General features: G+C 45.6%; 18 protein-coding genes and 1 pseudogene. 17 read left to right on the forward strand and 2 right to left on the reverse strand.

The window, feature by feature from the left end; translation table 11 throughout:
• Positions 1-75: 75 nt before the first annotated feature.
• The 6 genes from mnmE to ACQE26_RS04325 all read left to right on the forward strand — a co-directional run bounded on the left by mnmE (position 76) and on the right by ACQE26_RS04325 (position 6,968).
• Positions 76-1,455, forward strand: coding sequence for a tRNA uridine-5-carboxymethylaminomethyl(34) synthesis GTPase MnmE (gene mnmE / locus ACQE26_RS04300; RefSeq protein WP_007615094.1), 1,380 nt, complete (start codon positions 76-78; stop codon positions 1,453-1,455).
• A 16-nt stretch (positions 1,456-1,471) separates the two neighbouring features.
• The gene (mnmG, locus tag ACQE26_RS04305) at positions 1,472-3,358 is read left to right on the forward strand and encodes a tRNA uridine-5-carboxymethylaminomethyl(34) synthesis enzyme MnmG (protein ID WP_004392959.1); all 1,887 of its coding nucleotides are present in this window, start codon (positions 1,472-1,474) and stop codon (positions 3,356-3,358) included.
• 13 nt (positions 3,359-3,371) lie between these two features.
• Positions 3,372-4,091, forward strand: coding sequence for a 16S rRNA (guanine(527)-N(7))-methyltransferase RsmG (rsmG, locus tag ACQE26_RS04310; RefSeq protein ID WP_045925731.1), 720 nt, complete (start codon positions 3,372-3,374; stop codon positions 4,089-4,091).
• 121 nt (positions 4,092-4,212) lie between these two features.
• Positions 4,213-5,064, forward strand: coding sequence for a nucleoid occlusion protein (gene noc / locus ACQE26_RS04315; RefSeq protein ID WP_500470737.1), 852 nt, complete (start codon positions 4,213-4,215; stop codon positions 5,062-5,064).
• Between the two features lie 298 nt (positions 5,065-5,362).
• Positions 5,363-6,124: a sporulation initiation inhibitor protein Soj gene (gene soj / locus ACQE26_RS04320; protein ID WP_007409899.1), complete on the forward strand. Its 762-nt coding sequence runs from the start codon at positions 5,363-5,365 to the stop codon at positions 6,122-6,124.
• A complete protein-coding gene (locus tag ACQE26_RS04325; protein ID WP_500470739.1) occupies positions 6,117-6,968 on the forward strand; it encodes a ParB/RepB/Spo0J family partition protein in 852 nt (283 codons plus the stop codon). The genes soj and ACQE26_RS04325 overlap by 8 nt, the downstream gene beginning before the upstream one ends.
• Before the next feature lie 29 nt (positions 6,969-6,997).
• On the opposite strand, the gene yyaC is transcribed toward ACQE26_RS04325, so the two are convergent.
• Positions 6,998-7,612 carry a spore protease YyaC gene (yyaC, locus tag ACQE26_RS04330; protein ID WP_060963795.1) on the reverse strand — a complete coding sequence of 205 codons (615 nt, stop codon included), beginning with the start codon at positions 7,610-7,612 and terminating at the stop codon, positions 6,998-7,000.
• Positions 7,613-7,769: 157 nt separating this feature from the next.
• Positions 7,770-8,273 (reverse strand): GNAT family N-acetyltransferase, encoded by a 504-nt coding sequence (locus ACQE26_RS04335; RefSeq protein WP_500470740.1) that lies wholly within the window; start codon positions 8,271-8,273, stop codon positions 7,770-7,772.
• 163 nt (positions 8,274-8,436) lie between these two features.
• Between ACQE26_RS04335 and ACQE26_RS04340 the strand changes: the two genes are divergently transcribed.
• The 11 genes and pseudogenes from ACQE26_RS04340 to ACQE26_RS04390 all read left to right on the forward strand — a co-directional run bounded on the left by ACQE26_RS04340 (position 8,437) and on the right by ACQE26_RS04390 (position 17,173).
• Positions 8,437-9,441: a YkvI family membrane protein gene (locus tag ACQE26_RS04340; RefSeq protein WP_500470741.1), complete on the forward strand. Its 1,005-nt coding sequence runs from the start codon at positions 8,437-8,439 to the stop codon at positions 9,439-9,441.
• 85 nt (positions 9,442-9,526) lie between these two features.
• Positions 9,527-9,733 carry a DUF951 domain-containing protein gene (locus ACQE26_RS04345; protein WP_004392973.1) on the forward strand — a complete coding sequence of 69 codons (207 nt, stop codon included), beginning with the start codon at positions 9,527-9,529 and terminating at the stop codon, positions 9,731-9,733.
• 46 nt (positions 9,734-9,779) lie between these two features.
• Positions 9,780-11,783 carry a molybdopterin-dependent oxidoreductase gene (locus ACQE26_RS04350; RefSeq protein ID WP_500470742.1) on the forward strand — a complete coding sequence of 668 codons (2,004 nt, stop codon included), beginning with the start codon at positions 9,780-9,782 and terminating at the stop codon, positions 11,781-11,783.
• Between the two features lie 127 nt (positions 11,784-11,910).
• The gene (ychF, locus tag ACQE26_RS04355; RefSeq protein WP_045925735.1) at positions 11,911-13,011 is read left to right on the forward strand and encodes a redox-regulated ATPase YchF; all 1,101 of its coding nucleotides are present in this window, start codon (positions 11,911-11,913) and stop codon (positions 13,009-13,011) included.
• Positions 13,012-13,122: 111 nt separating this feature from the next.
• Complete coding sequence (rpsF, locus tag ACQE26_RS04360; protein ID WP_004392977.1) at positions 13,123-13,410, forward strand: 30S ribosomal protein S6; 288 nt, start codon at positions 13,123-13,125, stop codon at positions 13,408-13,410.
• A gap of 39 nt (positions 13,411-13,449) precedes the next feature.
• On the forward strand, positions 13,450-13,965 hold the full coding sequence (gene ssbA / locus ACQE26_RS04365; protein WP_016937325.1) for a single-stranded DNA-binding protein SsbA: 516 nt from the start codon (positions 13,450-13,452) through the stop codon (positions 13,963-13,965).
• A 43-nt stretch (positions 13,966-14,008) separates the two neighbouring features.
• Positions 14,009-14,248, forward strand: a complete 240-nt coding sequence (rpsR, locus tag ACQE26_RS04370) for a 30S ribosomal protein S18 (RefSeq protein ID WP_004392983.1) — start codon at positions 14,009-14,011, stop codon at positions 14,246-14,248.
• Positions 14,249-14,446: 198 nt separating this feature from the next.
• A complete protein-coding gene (locus tag ACQE26_RS04375) occupies positions 14,447-15,010 on the forward strand; it encodes a bifunctional transcriptional activator/DNA repair enzyme AdaA (RefSeq protein ID WP_500471450.1) in 564 nt (187 codons plus the stop codon).
• Positions 15,007-15,534, forward strand: a complete 528-nt coding sequence (locus ACQE26_RS04380; RefSeq protein ID WP_500470744.1) for a methylated-DNA--[protein]-cysteine S-methyltransferase — start codon at positions 15,007-15,009, stop codon at positions 15,532-15,534. The genes ACQE26_RS04375 and ACQE26_RS04380 overlap by 4 nt, the downstream gene beginning before the upstream one ends.
• Positions 15,535-15,580: 46 nt before the next feature.
• A pseudogene (locus ACQE26_RS04385) lies at positions 15,581-16,172 on the forward strand (exodeoxyribonuclease III).
• Between the two features lie 62 nt (positions 16,173-16,234).
• A complete protein-coding gene (locus tag ACQE26_RS04390; protein WP_500470745.1) occupies positions 16,235-17,173 on the forward strand; it encodes a LacI family DNA-binding transcriptional regulator in 939 nt (312 codons plus the stop codon).
• Positions 17,174-17,203: the final 30 nt, after the last annotated feature.

Consider the following 17,203-nt stretch of genomic DNA (forward strand, 5'->3'; position numbering starts at 1 on the left):
CTATGTTATCTTTTAATTTTGGCGTAAATCAATTTTTTATATAGATGGAAACAGAGATAAAGAGAGGTGAACAGCATGGATACAATTGCAGCGATTTCAACTCCGATGGGTGAAGGCGCGATCGCGATCGTTCGGCTGAGCGGCCCGGAAGCCGTAGAAATCGCCGACAAAATGTACAAGGGTCCGAAAGGCAAAACGCTCAGTTCGGCAGAATCGCATACCATTCATTACGGGCATATCGCAGACAGCACGACGGGACGGATTATTGAGGAAGTGATGGTGTCTGTTTTAAGAGCGCCCAGAACATTCACAAGGGAAGATGTCATTGAAATCAACTGTCACGGAGGAATTGTGACGGTTAATCAGGTGCTCCAGCTTGCTTTAAGAGAAGGTGCGAGACTGGCGGAACCCGGTGAGTTTACGAAGCGTGCATTTTTAAACGGACGGATTGACCTTTCACAGGCGGAAGCGGTGATGGATCTGATCAGGGCCAAAACGGACCGTGCCATGAATGTCGCCATGAACCAGATGGAAGGACGGCTTTCCGCACTAGTCCGCCGTCTTCGGGATGAATTGTTAGAAACACTTGCCCATGTTGAGGTTAATATAGATTATCCGGAATATGATGACGTCGAAGAAATGACGCATCAGCTTTTAGTGGAAAAGGCAAGCGGCGTGAAGAAAGAAATTGAAGCGCTGCTTCGTACGTCTGAGCAGGGGAAAATTTTACGCGAGGGCTTGTCTACCGTGATCATCGGCCGTCCGAACGTCGGGAAATCTTCTTTGCTTAACAGTCTTGTCCATGAAACGAAGGCGATCGTAACGGATATTCCGGGAACGACGCGTGATGTGATTGAGGAATATGTCAATGTCCGAGGCGTGCCGCTCCGGCTTGTCGATACCGCCGGAATCCGTGAGACCGAAGACATCGTCGAAAGAATCGGTGTAGAACGGTCACGCCAGGTTCTGAAGGAAGCGGATCTCATTTTGCTTGTGCTCAACCACAGCGAGGAGCTTTCTGAAGAAGATGTGAAATTATTTGAAGCGGTTGAGGGAATGGACGTCATAGTCATTATGAATAAGACGGATCTTGAGGCTAAGATTGACGCTGAGCGCGTCAAGGAGCTTGCGAAAGGCCGGCCTGTCGTCACGACCTCATTGCTGAAAGAAGAAGGCATACAAGACTTAGAGGAAGCGATCCAGTCGCTATTTTATACAGGAGCGATCGAAAGCGGAGATCTCACATATGTCAGCAATACCCGTCATATCTCGATTCTGCATCAGGCAAAGCAAGCGATTGATGATGCGCTGAACGGAATTGAACAGGATGTTCCGATTGATATGGTGCAAATTGATCTGACAAGGTGCTGGGAGCTGCTGGGCGAAATCATCGGTGATGCCGTCCACGAAAGCTTAATTGATCAGCTCTTTTCACAATTTTGTTTAGGTAAATAAAAGGGAGGAAAAAACCATGGGGTATGAAGCAGGCCAATACGACGTGATTGTCATCGGCGCCGGGCATGCCGGTGTTGAGGCTGCCCTCGCATCCGCGCGCCAGGGAGCCAAAACGCTTGTTTTGACGATCAATCTTGATATGGTTGCGTTTATGCCATGTAATCCGTCTGTCGGCGGCCCCGCAAAAGGGATTGTCGTCCGCGAAATTGACGCGCTCGGCGGAGAAATGGCTAGAAATATAGATAAAACTCATATTCAAATGAGAATGCTGAATACAGGGAAAGGTCCGGCCGTACGTGCGCTGCGTGCGCAGGCGGATAAATTCCAATATCAGCATGAAATGAAGCATACGCTGGAAAAAACACCGAATTTGACACTTCTTCAAGGGATTGCCGAGCGTTTAATCATTGAAGACGGTGAGTGCCGCGGTGTCATTACGCAAACCGGTGCTGAATATAAGGCAAAAACGGTCGTGCTGACAACCGGAACGTATTTAAGAGGGCGGATCATTCTCGGAGATCTGTCTTACTCAAGCGGTCCGAATAACCAGCAGCCGTCTATTAAACTTTCTGAGCACTTAGAGGAGCTTGGTTTTGATCTCGTTCGTTTTAAAACGGGAACGCCTCCTCGCGTCTCAAGCGATTCCATTGATTACAGCAAAACAGAAATCCAGCCGGGAGATCCGGTTCCGCGCGCTTTCTCATATGAAACGGTTGAATACATTACCGATCAGCTGCCTTGCTGGCTGACTTACACGAGTCCTGAGACTCATGAGATCATTGACAGCAACCTGCATCGTTCGCCAATGTATTCCGGTATGATTAAGGGAACAGGACCGAGATATTGCCCTTCGATTGAAGATAAAGTCGTTCGGTTTAATGATAAACCGCGTCACCAGATTTTCCTTGAGCCGGAAGGCAGAAATACGCAGGAAGTATACGTTCAAGGTTTATCCACGAGCCTTCCTGAGGACGTTCAGCAACGGATGCTGGCGACCATTCCGGGACTGGAAAAGGTGCAGATGATGAGAGCCGGATACGCGATTGAGTATGACGCGATCGTACCGACACAGCTCTGGCCTACACTGGAGACGAAAAAAATCCCTAACCTGTACACGGCCGGTCAAATTAACGGTACATCAGGCTATGAGGAAGCAGCCGGGCAAGGAATTATGGCAGGAATTAACGCAGGCCGCAAAGCGCTTGGAAAAGAAGAGGTTATCCTCAGCCGTTCCGATGCGTATATCGGCGTATTGATTGATGATTTGGTAACGAAAGGAACCAATGAACCGTACCGTCTGCTGACTTCACGGGCGGAATACAGACTGCTGCTCCGCCATGATAACGCGGATCTTCGTCTGACGGAAATCGGCCATGAGATCGGCTTAATTTCGGATGAGCGCTATGAAGCGTTTGAAAAGAAAAAAGCGGCGATCGAAGCTGAGAAAAAACGTCTCTGGTCTGTTATTATCAAGCCGTCTCCTGAGAATCAGGAATATATCCGTTCACTCGGCGGAAGCGAACTGAAAGATGGAGTGCGCGGCACAGATTTAATGAAACGTCCGGAAATGAACTATGAAACAGTGACAAAACTTGCGCCTGCTGATTCTCCGGTTCCGCAAGATGTGGCGGAACAAGTGGAAATCCAAGTGAAATATGAAGGATATATCGAAAAATCCTTGCAGCAAGTGGAGAAGCTGAAGAAGATGGAAAACAAAAAAATCCCTGATCGGATTGATTATGACGCCATTAAAGGAATTGCTACTGAAGCCCGTCAAAAGCTGAAAGAAGTGCGTCCTTTATCAGTTGCTCAAGCGTCCCGTATTTCCGGGGTCAATCCGGCAGACATTTCAATCCTGCTGGTTTACCTGGAGCAGGGCCGTATTGCCAAGGTAGCTGAATAGAAAGGATGACGGCATGAATATAGAGGAATTTACATCCAGTTTAGCGGAGAAAGGGATTTCCCTTTCTGACCGCCAGCTGGAGCAATTCGAGTTGTATTACCAGATGCTCGTGGAATGGAACGAAAAAATGAATCTGACGTCCATCACTGAGAAAAAGGAAGTATATCTTAAGCATTTTTATGATTCGATTACGGCGGCATTTTATATTGATTTTGAAAAGGTCACTACTCTTTGTGACGTTGGCGCCGGTGCCGGTTTTCCAAGCCTGCCCGTCAAAATCTGCTTCCCGCATCTGCATGTCACCATCGTCGATTCACTGAATAAGCGGATTACGTTTTTGGAAACTCTCTCTGATGCTTTACAATTAGAGCATACGACATTTGTCCATGACAGGGCAGAGACATTCGGACAGCGGAAGGACGTCCGGGAAAGCTTTGATCTCGTGACCGCTCGTGCGGTGGCGCGTCTGTCAGTCCTGAGTGAGCTTTGTCTGCCGCTTGTCAAGAAAAACGGCGTATTTGCGGCACTAAAAGCAGCAGCCGCTGATGAAGAACTGAAAGCGGGGCAAAAGGCGATTAAAGTATTGGGAGGAGAGCTTGAACAAGTTCATTCCTTTACACTTCCCGTCGAAGAAAGTGAACGGAACATTATGATCATTCGCAAGACGAAAAGCACTCCGAAAAAATATCCGAGAAAACCGGGTACTCCGAATAAATCGCCAATTGAAGGGTAATTTAGACAGCCTGATGTGACAATTCCATCATATTTTCTGCAAAATTGATGAAGATACAGCAGGAAAAACCATGAGAAAATAGAATTATAAAAATGGCAGTTTTTAAAGGTGGTGTAGGTACATGAAGCATTCATTCTCTCGTTTCTTCGGGTTTGGTGAGAAGGAAGAGGAACCGGAGATAGCAGAGCATGATACAAACAAAGAAGAGATACTCGAAATACCGGTACATGCTATCGTTCCCAACCGTTTTCAGCCACGCACCATTTTCTCAGATGAAAAGATCAAAGAGTTAGCAATGACTATCCATACACACGGCATCATTCAGCCGATTGTTGTCAGACATACAGAAGATGAAGGACAATATGAGCTCATTGCGGGTGAAAGGCGCTGGAGAGCGGTACAGACGCTTGAATGGGAAAATATTCCCGCAATTATAAAGAATTTCTCTGATACGGAAACAGCTTCTGTCGCTTTGATTGAAAACCTGCAGAGAGAAGAATTGTCCTCCATTGAGGAAGCTCATGCGTACGCAAGGCTGTTAGAACTTCATGATTTAACACAGGAAGCCTTGGCGCAGCGCTTAGGAAAAGGCCAGTCAACGATTGCGAACAAGCTCCGATTGTTAAAGCTTCCTGAACCCGTCCAGGATGCGATTATGGAGAAAAAAATCACGGAACGCCATGCAAGAGCCCTGATTCCGCTCAAACAGCCTAAGCTTCAGGTCACATTGCTTGCGGAAATCATCGAGAAAAGCTTAAACGTCAAGCAGACGGAAGACCGAGTGGTGAAAATGCTTGAACAGAATAAGCAGAAACCGAAGCCGAGACGCAAAGCGTTCAGCAGGGATACAAGAATTGCGATGAATACGATTCGCCAGTCCTTGTCCATGGTGGAAGACAGCGGCGTCAGACTGAATACTGAGGAAGAAGAATTCGAAGAGTACATTCAGCTTACCATTCGGATACCTAAATAAAAACTCTCCTGATCAGCAGGGGAGTTTTTATTTTAGTCAAAAAACTATTTTGAGATAATAATAGATGTATTCTGCACTATGTATTATAAATGTAAAAATTTATCTTTTTGTGTCGTGAATTGTCTTTTTACAGTCAAAAAAGTCACTTTATCGGAGAATTTATAAGAGAAATTGTCTTTTTCGTTTGCATTTTTTTCACTTGCTGATAAACAAATTATGAAAAAAATAAAACGCTTTACTCTTTTTTTGATAAGATAGAAACAAGACAGTACATGTTCATGTGAAGGTAGGTGACATCGTGGGAAAAATCATAGCAATTACGAACCAAAAAGGCGGAGTCGGGAAAACAACGACTTCTGTTAATCTGGGTGCTTGCTTAGCTTACATAGGTAAAAGGGTTCTTCTTGTTGATATTGATCCGCAGGGCAACGCAACGAGCGGATTAGGGATTGAAAAAGCCGATGTGGATCATTGTGTGTACGACATTTTAGTAGATGACGCAGATGTAACAGATATTATTAAACCGACTTCAGTAGAGAACTTAGATGTCATTCCAGCCACAATCCAGCTTGCGGGAGCGGAAATCGAATTGGTTCCGACGATCTCACGGGAGGTAAGGCTGAAAAGAGCATTAGAATCAGTGAAACAAAATTACGATTATATGATTATTGATTGTCCTCCGTCTCTCGGGTTATTAACGATTAATGCGCTTACCGCATCAGATTCAGTTGTTATCCCGGTTCAGTGCGAATACTACGCTCTTGAAGGATTGAGTCAATTATTAAATACAGTTCGGCTTGTGCAAAAACATTTAAATACAGACTTAATGATAGAAGGAGTGCTTCTGACGATGCTTGATGCCAGAACGAATCTCGGTATTCAAGTGATAGAAGAGGTGAAGAAATACTTTAGAGATAAGGTGTATCAAACCATTATTCCTCGTAATGTCCGTTTAAGTGAGGCGCCGAGTCACGGCAAGCCGATCATATTATACGATCCGCGTTCGAGAGGTGCGGAAGTATATTTAGATTTAGCAAAGGAAGTGGCAGCGAATGGCTAAAGGCGGGCTCGGAAAAGGGATTAATGCGTTGTTTAATCAAGTTGATTTGTCTGAAGAGACAGTGGAAGAGATTAAAATCAGTGATTTGCGCCCCAATCCTTATCAGCCAAGAAAACAATTTGATGATGAGTCACTAGCTGAACTGAAGGAATCCATCATTCAGCATGGCGTTCTTCAGCCCATTATCGTGAGAAAATCACTGAAAGGCTACGATATTGTAGCCGGGGAACGCCGTTATCGCGCTGCAAAGCTTGCCGGGAAAGAAACAGTGCCGGCCATCGTGCGGGAGTTATCTGAATCGCTGATGCGGGAAATCGCTCTTTTGGAGAACCTTCAACGTGAAGATTTATCACCGCTTGAAGAAGCTCTGGCATATGATTCACTGCTGAAACATTTGGATATTACCCAGGAACAGCTCGCTAAACGGCTCGGGAAAAGCAGACCTCATATTGCCAACCATTTGAGACTGCTGACACTGCCTGAAAGCATCCAAAACCTTATTGCAGAAGGTACGTTATCCATGGGGCACGGCAGGACCTTGCTCGGTTTGAAAAATAAAAACAAGCTTGAACCGCTAGTGAAGAAAGTGGTTGAAGAACAGCTGAACGTCCGTCAGCTTGAACAGCTCATTCAGCAGTTAAACAATAATGTTCCACGTGAAACAAAGAAAAAAGAACCTGTTCAAGATGTGGTGTTAAAAGAGCGGGAATCATATTTGCAAAATTATTTCGGAACAACAGTCAATATTAAGAGACAAAAGAAAAAAGGGAAAATTGAGATTGAGTTTTTCTCAAATGAAGACCTTGAACGTATCCTCGAACTGTTGTCAGAAAGAGAAGCATAAAAACCATCTTTTTTTAAAAGATGGTTTTTTTATATTCGTCTTGTCAGCTTATGAAACGGACTGAGCCGTTCCTGTCGTCCTTCTGATTTATCTGTCAGCTGTAATCCCTCTGCCAAAACATTCGCCATGCTCATCACAAGATGAAGCCTCGTATTCTGCAGGACAAAATACTCCATAAACCCGCTGACATTGACGATTCCATTAATATGAACGTCACCGATCTCAGGAAGGTCTTTTTGAACACCGGCTCCGGGCTTTAGCGGTCCATCGCCGATTTGAAATGACCCTACGCTTTTAACGCGGCCTAAACAAGCGTCAACCGCTATAATAAACGGATTTTTATGTATATGTTGAATATGTTTCAGTTTGTCTTTCATATTTACGGCGTGAACGGGGTCTGACAGTGTTCCGTAAACGTGTAATCTGCCTAACTTCATTTTTTCTAACTTTGTTCCCACAAGCGGACCTAATGAATCTCCGGTTGATCGATCTGTACCGATACACACGGTGACTAACGGCCTGCCGCCTGCTTTACGTAAAGATGAAGCAAGGATCGCTTGTATTTGATTCGCGGCAGAGGAATCCGTATGGGACACATATTGTTTTGCCCGTTCCTGAGAAAAAAGCCCGCCTTTTCGATTCATAGGGTTCACTTCCTTGTCATGTCATACGAGTATTACACTGATGTTTGTGGTGATGTATGGTTGTTTACAGTATATCCAGCACTGTCTTTTTTTATGCTTATGTCATAATCAGTCTGCCGGGTAAAAAAAATGAACCTGAAGCTGTTGTCCTTCAAGTTCATGAAAGATATAAGACCATATGATCTACATCGACATATTGTTGGTGATCTAATTTCAGCGCTCTTTTTTCTGTAGAGAAGAGGATAAAACCTAACTGAGCGTAGAGTTTTTTTGCAGGTTCATTGGTTGAAGTAACCGAGAGATGGAGCTGTTCCGTATCTTTCATCTTTTTTGCTTGGCTGATGGCTTCAGTCATTAAGGCTTTTCCTGCGCCGGATCCTCGATGTTTAGGAGAAACATACATAGAACCGATAACCGCAATGTGTCTTAGTTTATAAAGCGGATGATTGGATATTTTAATGATGCCTATAAGACTGCCTTTCTCAATGGCGCCAAGCACTATAGCATTGTCGGCTTCAAGCCTGGCTTTGAATTTTTCGGGCGGCCATTCTTTCTCCTCATCATAGCTGACCGCAAATGCGTCCGGGTGATCTTTTAAGGCTTTGAGCCTGATGCTGGAGTAAAGCTGGGTGTCAATTGCTGTTAAACGCCTGATGTACATGATTTGAGCTCCTTACACGAATGAATTTTCTGAGTAGTCAATCATCTTCATCGTACCATATTTGTCCCGTTTGTATGAATGATTGCCGCTGTCGCTCAATATAGTAGCAATATGCGGAGATTATCAGAAATTTTATGAGGTGATAAGGTTGTGGAGAGCCGGAATGAGGTGGATGCTGCTCATATTAAGCAGCCAGATTGGAGCCGGGTATGCAAGCGGGCAGGAAATATGGCAGTTTTTCGGTGTTGAAAGCGGACTGGCCATTGTATTGTTTACAGTCATGTTCACCATTTCGGCTTATATTGTGCTGAAGATCAGCTATAAGGTCCAATCAACGCACTTTTTACCTGTGCTAGAGCATTTGATGGGGCCGGCTCTTGCCAAAATCTATGATGTTCTTATCATGTTTTATTTATTTTCAACGACGACGGTCATGATTGCCGGCGGCGGTGTGACGCTGCAAATGTACAAGCTGCCGTTTTGGATCGGTATTTTTCTTCTTTGCATTGTGACCATCTGTTTATTCTTTTGGGATATAAAAGGAATATTATCTCTGAATAGTATCTTGATACCGATTCTTGTAGCGGGGCTGTTATATGCCTTGATCTTTTTTCAGACAACCCATCACTATACGTGGACGATAGATTTGACCCGTCAATATAATTGGCCGGCAAGCATCACCTTTACGTCATTAAATATCCTTTCTGTTGTGGCGGTTCTTTCTTCTGTCGGGAAGGATATGAAAGGACTGGGAGAAGCGAAAATCGCCAGTGTTGTCAGCGGGCTGATTTTCGGTGTGATTTCATTTGTCTACAATGAAACGCTTGTACAGCTCTCAGGCAGTCTCACACATTATGAGATCCCTCTCTTTGCCGTACTTGAAGGTGCTCCTTATCCGTTGTTTCTTTGTATGACAGCCGTGCTTTTTTTAGCCATATATACGACAACCGTGACCGGTCTGTTCGGGCTGTCCAGCCGCATGCTTGTTTTTGTGAAATTGCCGAGGTGGACGCTCGTTCTTCTTCTTTTAGCTGTGATGGTGCCTTTTACGACAATCGGCTTTTCAGATTTAATCGCCATTTTGTATCCCATTTACGGGCTCTTAAGTCTTTATTTGCTGGTATGTCTTCTTCTTTACCCTGTATTAGGGAGATGGAAAAAAGTATAATGCTCATTTTGAGTGCCGACGTTGCTCTTATCCTGACTTTTTTTGTACAATGAATAAAGCAGTCTATGAAGAGAGGTGAAGGGTCTTGGCGGATAAAGACTTTGGCCTGAATGATATTGTTGAAATGAAGAAGCCGCACCCTTGCGGTGAAAACAGGTGGAAAATCATTCGGATGGGAATGGATATTCGGATCAAATGCACGGGTTGTTCCCACAGTGTCATGATACCGAGAAGAGATTTTGAGAGAAAGCTGAAAAAAGTACTCGTCAAGCATGAGGAGCCTACATCATAAAGGCTGACGCTCATGCTTTTTCATATAGAGGAGAGGAAGAGGCCAGATGAGCAAAGTGCATCAGTCAGCGTGTCCGCTGAATTGCTGGGACAGCTGCGGCTTTTTGGTGACAGTTGAGGATGGAAAGGTGACGAAAGTAGACGGAGACCCGAATCACCCCATCACAGAAGGGAAAATTTGCGGCCGGGGCAGAATGCTGGAGACGAAAACGAATGCACCGGAGCGGCTTCGTTTTCCTTTAAAAAAGAAAGACGGCGAATTTGTCCGCATTTCTTGGGAGCAGGCGTTAGATGAAATTGCGGAAAAAATGGCGGAGATTAAGGAAACGCTGGGCACTGCCGCTGTGCTGCACAGTCATGATTATGCCAATAACGGTCTTTTGAAAGCGCTCGACCAGCGTTTTTTCAATGGATACGGCGGTGTGACGGAGATTGCGGGCAGCATTTGCTGGGGGTCCGGAATTGAGGCGCAGCGCTGGGATTTCGGCCGTTCTTACGGGCATGGACCGCTTGATATTTATCACAGCAAGCATGTGATCGTATGGGGCAGAAACGTGTCACGGACGAATATGCACCTTTATCATCATTTGCAGCAGGTGAAGAAAAAAGGAGCGACACTGACGGTCATTGACCCTATTTTTAACCCGACTGCAAAGCTTGCCGACCGGTATATCTCCGTTAAACCCGGAATGGATGGCTGGCTTGCGGCGGGTGTTTTGAAAATATTATGCCAAACCGGCAGAACGGATGCCGATTTCATTCAAAAGCATTCGATCGGTTTTGAAGAAATAGAAAAGCTGCTGCACACGATTTCATTGGATGAGATCATTGAGAAAACCGAAACATCTTTAGAAGTGCTTGAATATCTTGCTGATCTATATGCTGACGGTCCCGCTTCTACTTTTATGGGTCTTGGGATGCAGAGATATAAAAACGGCGGCGGGACGATACGCTGGATTGACGCTTTAGCGGCAGCGAGCGGAAATGTCGGTATTAAAGGCGGCGGAGCCAACTTCGGAAATGTCCAAGTCGGTGAAAGCTTTGAAAAGGCCGAGCTCACCCGTCCTGATCTGAAGAAAAACACGAGAACGTTTTCGATGATGACACAGGCCGAAGAGGCGCTGAACGCAGCCGACCCGCCGATTGAGATGATTATCGTGACGTGCGGCAATCCGCTGACACAGGTGCCGAATACAAAAAAAGTGAAGGAAGCGTTTGAAAAAACACCGGTCACAGTGGCCATTGATTCGGTCATGACCGATACGGCGAAGCTCTGTGACTATGTACTGCCGACCGCCGTTGTTTTTGAAGAAGAAGATATTTATTACTCCAGCATGTATCATCACTATGTTCAGTATGGCAGAAAGCTTGCGGAACCGCAGGGAGAGGCGAAATCAGACCGCTGGATCTGGACGGAGCTCGCCAAGCGTCTCGGATTCGGGGAGCTGTTTGATTACAGTACGGAAGATTTTTTGAAAATGGGGCTCTCTTCTTTGGAGAAAGAAGGAATCACCCTTGAGCGATTAAAGGAAAAAGGCCATATGCCGCTTCCGGTCAAACAGGTTCCGTGGAATGATTTCCAGTTTTTAACCCCAAGCGGAAAGTTTGAATTCGTCTCGTCATTGGCAGAACAGAAAGGATACAGCGGCCTCCCTCAATTAGAAGTGCCGGAAGAATCCGTTTATCGCGACGCCGGGCTGGCCGGGAAATATCCGTATACGCTGCTGTCCATTCATCCGCAGCGCTCCAATCATTCACAGCACGTGCCGTTTATTGAAAAGCTTCAGCAGATTCAGGTGGATCTGTCGCCGGATATCGCCGAGGAGCTTTCTCTTCAGGACGGAGATACGGCAGAGGTATACAATGACCGCGGACGTCTGCGCGGCAGGGTGAAAATCATGAAGCAGGCTCACCCGAAGACGGTGAATATAGATGAAGGCATGTGGTCGGCATTCGGAGGCTCGGTCAACATGCTTACAAAAGATTCAAATTCCGATAATGGAATGGGAAGTACGCTTTTTGACTGTCTGGTAGCGGTTAAAAAAGGATAATCTAAGGAAAGAGAGGGCGGGGAATGCTTTTTTCTCAGCTTGTCTTTTCCTATGAACCTCCTTATAATTGCTCTAGGTTTACAATACGTTTAATACGATGATGGTTTGATATAGAGGAGATGAAAGAATGGCTTTAACTGCTGGAATTGTCGGTTTGCCGAATGTGGGAAAATCGACGTTATTTAATGCAATTACCCAGGCTGGTGCCGAATCAGCCAACTACCCGTTCTGTACAATTGATCCGAACGTGGGAATCGTGGAAGTGCCTGATGAACGTCTGCAAAAGCTGACTGAATTGGTGAACCCGAAAAAAACGGTGCCGACTGCGTTTGAATTCACTGATATCGCAGGGATCGTAAAAGGCGCATCTAAAGGTGAAGGGCTCGGAAATAAGTTTCTTTCTCATATCCGTCAGGTAGATGCGATCTGTCACGTTGTACGGGCATTCGCTGATGACAATATTACGCACGTGTCAGGGAAAGTCGATCCGATTGATGATATTGAAACGATCAATCTTGAATTGATTCTTGCCGACATGGAGACAGTCGAAAAACGCATTACACGGGTAAGCAAGCTTGCGAAGCAAAAAGACAAAGAAGCGGTTTTTGAATTTGACATTCTGTCTAAATTAAAAGAAGCTTTCGAACAAGAAAAGCCTGCACGTTCCGTTGAATTTACGGAAGAACAGCAAAAGCTTGTGAAGCAGCTTCATTTGCTTACGTCAAAACCCGTGCTTTATGTGGCGAATGTAAGCGAGGATGAAGTGGCTGATCCTTCAGACAATGAATACGTTGCGAAAATCCGTGAGTACGCCGCGGGTGAAAATGCCGAAGTCATCGTCGTCTGCGCGAAAATTGAGTCTGAAATTGCTGAATTGGAAGGCGAAGAAAAGCAAATGTTCCTAGAAGAGCTCGGCATTGAAGAGTCAGGCCTTGATCAGCTGATTAAAGCTTCATACTCTCTTCTCGGCCTTGCGACATACTTTACGGCGGGCGAACAGGAAGTGCGCGCTTGGACATTCAGAAAAGGCATGAAAGCTCCTGAGTGTGCGGGTATCATCCACACTGACTTTGAACGCGGCTTTATCCGCGCTGAAACGGTTGCTTATGAAGACCTCTTGGCAGGCGGCGGAATGTCCGGAGCTAAAGAAGCCGGAAAAGTGCGTCTGGAAGGTAAGGAATATATAGTCCAAGACGGAGATGTCATTCATTTCCGATTTAATGTATAGGACACAGTTGTAAAGGGACAAGAGCTTTGGTATAATATAAACTTGTGAGTAATAGAATTATTGCTCCTTGCCCATTTAAGGGCCGCTTAGACCAAAAGGAGGTGCAAACAGATGAAAAAGTACGAAGTTATGTACATTATCCGTCCGAACATTGACGAAGAGTCAAAGAAGGCAGTTATCGAGCGTTTCAACAACGTTTTGACTTCTAACGGAGCGGAGATCACTGGAACAAAAGATTGGGGTAAACGTCGTCTTGCTTACGAAATCAACGATTTCCGTGACGGTTTCTACCAAATCTTAAACGTTCAGTCTGAAGCTGCAGCGGTTGCTGAATTCGACCGTTTAGCTAAGATCAGTGACGATATCATTCGCCACATCGTTGTTAAAGAAGAAGAATAAGCAATTTGAAATATATAATGTTAAAAGGTGGTCTTTCATATGCTTAACCGAGTTGTATTAGTCGGAAGACTGACAAAAGACCCAGAGCTTCGTTATACGCCAAGCGGTGCGGCTGTCGCCACGTTTACTCTTGCTGTGAATCGTACTTTCACAAACCAGTCCGGAGAACGTGAAGCCGATTTCATTAATTGTGTCACTTGGAGAAGACAAGCCGAAAACGTTGCAAACTTTCTTAAAAAAGGAAGCCTTGCCGGCGTAGACGGCCGACTCCAGACAAGAAATTACGAAAATCAGCAGGGACAGCGTGTCTTCGTGACAGAAGTCCAAGCTGAAAGTGTTCAATTTCTTGAGCCTAAAAGCGGCGGTTCTGGTTCAGGTGGATACAACGAAGGAAACAGCGGCGGAGGCCAATACTTTGGCGGAGGCCAAAATGATAATCCGTTCGGCGGAAATCAGAACAGCCAGAGAAGAAATCAAGGGAACAGCTTTAATGATGATCCATTTGCCAACGACGGCAAGCCGATTGACATCTCGGATGATGATCTTCCGTTCTAATAGATTATCGCTATATTCATAACAAGAAAGGTGGGAAATGACAATGGCAGGAGGACGCAGAGGCGGTCGTGCGAAACGCCGTAAGGTTTGTTACTTCACTTCTAACGGCATTACGCACATCGATTACAAAGATGTAGATCTTCTTAGAAAGTTTGTTTCTGAGCGTGGTAAAATCTTACCTCGCCGTGTAACTGGAACAAATGCGAAATACCAACGTAAATTGACTATCGCGATCAAACGCGCACGTCAAATGGCTTTACTTCCATACGTAACTGGCGAGTAAGCCGAAAAAAAAGAGCAAGAGCCTGCAGGCTCCTGCTCTTTTTTTATATCATTCCCTCTCCATCCTGCCGAAATGTTTCACATGAAACATGGAAGGGCTTCTTACATCCGTCTTTGTTATCTTGCTCGCCTATTCAAATATGCGTACTTATAAAATGAATTTGTTTATACTGAAGAACAGGGGGTGACTGAGATAGAGATGGTGACAGATGAGAAGTGGAAAGCAATCATACACAATGATGCTTCCTATGACGGGACATTTTATTATGCGGTAAAAACGACGGGGATTTTCTGCCGCCCTTCTTGTAAATCGAGGGTTCCGAATAAGGAAAACGTACTGGTGTTTGCTACGGCTGAAGGAGCGCTAAAGAGACATTTTCGTCCTTGTAAAAGGTGCCGGCCGAACGGCCTTCGCCTCCCAGATGAAGAATGGGTTGCGCAAATCACTGAGTATATTGACGGCCATTATCATGAACCCCTGACTCTGAGCGTACTGGCAGATATGTGTCACGGCAGCCCCTATCATTTACAGCGGACATTTAAAAAAATCAAAGGGATATCTCCGATTGAGTATATACAGAAAAAAAGACTCGCGAAGGCGGGGGATCTTTTAATGCATACTGATAAGACAGTTATGGAGATCGCTCTGACTGTCGGATTTCCAAACACAGCGCATTTTGCGACCCTTTTCAAAAAGAGAACCGGAAGTTCGCCCACCGAATTCAGAAAAACTGCCGGAACGAGACAGGGAGGTTCATTATGAGTAGAGAGACGATGATCTATTGGACACGCTTCATATGGAAGGATTGGCGCCTGTATACAGCCGCTACTTCCAAGGGGCTTTGCTTCATAGGTTCAAATCATGGTAACTTTGAAGAACTTGCGCAGTGGGCTGGAAAAGCCATGCCGGAATACCGATTGGTGCGTGATGATGAAAAATTGGCGCCTTACACAGCAGAGCTGTCCGAGTACATCAAAAATGGCAGATCCGTATTTTCCGTCCCGCTCGATCTTTATGGGACGGAATTTCAGCTTGCTGTATGGAAAGCGCTTATGGACATACCGTACGGGGAGACATACTCCTATTCGGATATAGCAGAAATGATCCGGAAACCGTCAGCCGTAAGAGCCGTGGGCGCCGCAATCGGGAAAAACCCGGTATTGATTACGGTTCCGTGCCATCGTGTCATTGGGAAAAACGGGAAACTGACCGGATTCAGAGGCGGTTTAGAAATGAAAAAACAGCTGCTGGCATTAGAGGGCAGGCACAATAAAACATGGAAATAGACACATGCTGAATGTTAATACCGGCTGAGCCGGCGGGAGGGAACACATGAAACTGATTTCTTGGAATGTAAACGGCTTGCGTGCCGTGATGAAAAAAAGAGATATCAATACTTATGTTCAGGAAACGAAAGCCGATATTCTATGTCTGCAAGAAACAAAAGTACAGGACGGACAAGTATCATTACAGCCTGAAGGATATCACGCCTATTGGAACTATGCGGTGAAAAAAGGCTACTCGGGCACGGCTGTTTTCTCGAAAGAAGAGCCGCTGCACGTGTCCTATGGATTGGGAATTGACGGCCATGATCAAGAAGGACGGGTGATCACGCTTGAATTTGAGCACGTGTTCGTCGTCAACTGCTACACGCCCAATGCCAAACGCGGATCAGGAGCGGGAAGCGTTCAGCACTCTGCTGAACGCGGGATTTACCGACTCGTTCCGCTATTTATATCCCGATCAGGAAGGCGCGTATTCCTGGTGGTCTTACAGGACGAATGCACGCGAGAAAAATATCGGCTGGCGGCTCGATTATGTTATTGTTTCAGACAGGCTGAAGCACCGGATCAGCCAAGCGGCCATTTGTGCCGATATCATGGGTTCTGACCATTGCCCTGTTGAAATGACAGTGGATTTATGATGAGATAGCAGTAAGAGAAATCCACTCTTGCTGCTTTTTTATTATCGAAAATGGAGGAGCACATGGCAAATATAAAAGAGATTGCGAAACTGGCGAATGTGTCGGTGGCCACCGTATCACGCGTGTTAAACCAACATCCGTACGTATCTGAGGAGAAAAGGCGTCTTGTGAATCAAGTGATGAAGGAGCTGGATTATACCCCTAATCGAACAGCCATTGATCTGATTCGCGGAAAGACCAATACGATCGGCGTGATATTGCCGTACAGTGACCATCCCTGCTTTGACAAAATTGTAAACGGTATCACGAAGGAAGCCTTTGCCCATGATTACGTGACAACCCTTCTCCCCACCAACTATGACCCCGCCATAGAGATGACGTATTTCGAACTGCTGAAAATGAAAAAGATTGACGGACTGATTGTCACCTCCCGCGCGAATGAATGGGAAACAGCCGTGCCTTACCTTGAATACGGCCCCATTGTCGCTTGTGAATATACACAGCACGAAGAAATTCCCTGCGCTTATAACGACAGACAGGCGGCTTACAGAGAGAGCTTTATGTATTTGAAAAACCGCGGGCATCAAGATGTTGCTTTTACATGTGTGCGGGAAGCGGAAAAAAGCCCGAGTACAGCCGACAAGGTAAATGCATATAAGGCGGTTTTCGGTTCTCTTGATGAAACCCGCATTCTGGTCGATTGCCATGATATGGACGATGGGAAGCGTGCGGGTGAGCATTTCTGGGGGTTCAGCAAGCCGCCGACGGCCGTCTATGCGCACAGTGATGATGTGGCTGCCGGCTTGTACCAATTTGCGAAAGAACAGAAATGGGACGCGGAGATCATCGGTGAAGGAAATTTGAGCGTCAGCCGGGTTTTGAATATTCCATCCTTGGAACTTCATTTAGAACGGATCGGAAAAGAAGCATTTTTGCTGTTTTTGCACGGAGAAACGGCTAAAAAACAAATTATGCATCAATTTCGGAAGAAAAAGTCTTGAGCTGAAATGGATTTCATGCCTTATAACTAG

This window comes from Bacillus sp. 5RYD7K (genome assembly GCF_059831465.1).